Origin of the sequence: uncultured Meiothermus sp., assembly GCF_937863175.1 — a bacterium.
Classification (GTDB): Bacteria; Deinococcota; Deinococci; order Deinococcales; family Thermaceae; genus Meiothermus.
Genome location: NZ_CALMCQ010000254.1, coordinates 1 through 2,206 on the forward strand (window position 1 = coordinate 1; position 2,206 = coordinate 2,206).

The window sequence follows — 2,206 nt, forward strand, 5'->3', positions numbered from 1 at the left end:
GCTATAAAGAAGCGCACCCCGGCTCTATCGCAGGCTTCAATCATCTCGAGTCCATCCTGTACGCTCAGGGCAATCGGCTTTTCGCAAACCACGTGCCGCAGGGCAGCGGCGGCCTGCAAGACCATCTCTTTATGCAGATGGGTAGGTACACAGATATCTATGATGTCCACATCGCGTAGTAGCTCGGCATAGTTCTGATAGACCTTGATGTTGAACTGCTGGGCCAGGTGAGCAGCCTGCTTGAGGCTGGCCGAAGTACAGCCCATGAGTTCGGCACGGGTGGTACGCCACCCCGCAGCATGTACCTCTGCCATCACCCCACTACCTGCGATCCCTACCCGCATGGGGCCTCCTGTTGGGGCAGGGATGTGGGAATGTATGGATTACCAGGTAGTGCGGATTCTTTTCCACAAAGGCGGTTGAGGTAGCAAGCATACGCTTTCACGGAACCCGGAGGCAAGCAGGAGGCGGTTTCCAAAGCAACCGGGGATGCAATCCATTCCAAAACCACCCTCGGCAGGCTCCACGAGAGGCCCCTTGCCTGTTCTCGCTCATTTTCCTCATCCCCTCGGCTCCTTTGCTCATTTCCCTGCTCCTGAGGTGATGCCGCGAATCAGTGCTGCGGAAAGGCAAAATAAAGTACCACCGTCGGAACAATCGCCAGCGTGAGCGCCACCTGCACCGCATGGTAGTCGTGGACAAACTGGCCCAGAAATTCCCCTGGCCCCCAGCACCACGATCCTGGTGCGCTCACCAGGAGCCAAAATCAAAGGAAACCACCGATCCTTCCATAGCGGGATCATTAAAATAGCCCGCACCGACCCCATCACCGGGCGCACCAGGGGGAGGGTCAGCCAGTAGATTCGGTACTCGCTGGATACATCCAGGGTTCTATACGCGATACAAAAAAGGCGTTGGACTATGGTGCAACTCGTATCTAACCACCAGATTGTGTGCCAAGTCAAATTTCACCGGGTAATCGTTAGCGTCAACCGCTCCATTAGAATACTCCAGGAGCGATCAGAGGAGCCGTTTGGGACAGCGATTTCATCCATACTTCAAATTCACCCCGTGATTCTTACCCTTGACAAACTGCCAGACCCTCGTCCATATACTTAGCCGTATGCCGGATTCGACCTTAATTGTTGTGGAATCACCCGCCAAGGCCAAAAGCATTCAGAAAATGCTGGGGGTCGGGTATGAGGTGCGGGCCAGCAAGGGCCATGTGGCCGACCTGCCCGAACGTGACCTGGGTGTGGACCTCGAAGCAGACTTTGCGCCTCAGTATGAAGTCAAAAAGGATAAGCAGCCGGTAGTGGACGACCTCAAGAAGGCCGCCCGGGGTAAGCGTGTGCTGATCGCGACCGACCCCGACCGCGAGGGCGAGGCCATTGGCTGGCATCTGGCCAGGCTGCTAGGGCTCAACCTGCAAAACCCTTTGCGGGTAGAGTTCCACGAGATTACCCCCCGGGTGGTTCGGGCTGCCGTGCAACAGCCTCGTACTATAGACCAAAGCCTGGTAGACGCCCAGCAGGCCCGGCGGGTGCTGGATCGGCTGGTGGGTTATCAGCTTTCTCCTGTACTCAGCATGGAGTTCCGGCGCAGGGCGCTCTCGGCTGGCCGGGTACAGTCGGTTGCGCTGCGGCTGCTGGTGGAGCGAGAGCAAGAGATTGAAGTTTTTGTACCACAGGAGTACTGGACGATTGAAGGGCAGTTTGAGTCGGAGGGCCAGAAGTTCAAGGCCATGCTCTACAGCGTGAACCAGGAGCGGCTCCAGACCAGCGAAAAATTCCTCATCACCCACGAAGCCCAGGCCCTGGAGATCACCCGCCAGGCCCAGGCTGTCCAGAACTACCGCATCAGCAGCATCGAGCGTCGCGAGCGCCGCCGCAATGCCGCCGCGCCATTTACTACCTCCACCCTTCAGCAGGCCGCCAGCAGCCGCCTGGGCTGGACGGCCAGCCGTACCATGCGAATAGCCCAGAGGCTGTACGAAGGGGTGGATCTGCCCGAGGGCACGGTGGGCCTGATCACCTATATGCGCACCGACTCCACGCGGGTCTCGCAGGAAGCGCTGGCCGAGGTGCGGCAGTACATCCCCAGCCATTTTGGATCCGGCTACCTGCCCGAAAAACCCAACACCTACACCGGAAAAAAGGCCGCCAATGCACAGGATGCCCACGAGGCCATTCGTCCCACCTCGGCC

At 58.5% G+C, this 2,206-nt stretch carries 3 protein-coding genes; 1 reads left to right on the plus strand and 2 read right to left on the minus strand.

Going from position 1 to position 2,206, the window contains the following annotated elements; translation table 11 throughout:
• Positions 1-344: Gfo/Idh/MocA family protein (locus tag Q0288_RS09605; protein ID WP_299429815.1), on the minus strand; the 344-nt coding region annotated here is incomplete at its 3' end.
• Between the two features lie 269 nt (positions 345-613).
• Positions 614-754: a hypothetical protein gene (locus Q0288_RS09610; protein ID WP_299429817.1), complete on the minus strand. Its 141-nt coding sequence runs from the start codon at positions 752-754 to the stop codon at positions 614-616.
• Positions 755-1,123: 369 nt separating this feature from the next.
• Here Q0288_RS09610 and topA point away from each other — a divergent pair.
• The coding region (gene topA / locus Q0288_RS09615; RefSeq protein ID WP_299429819.1) for a type I DNA topoisomerase at positions 1,124-2,206 on the plus strand (1,083 nt) is incomplete at its 3' end.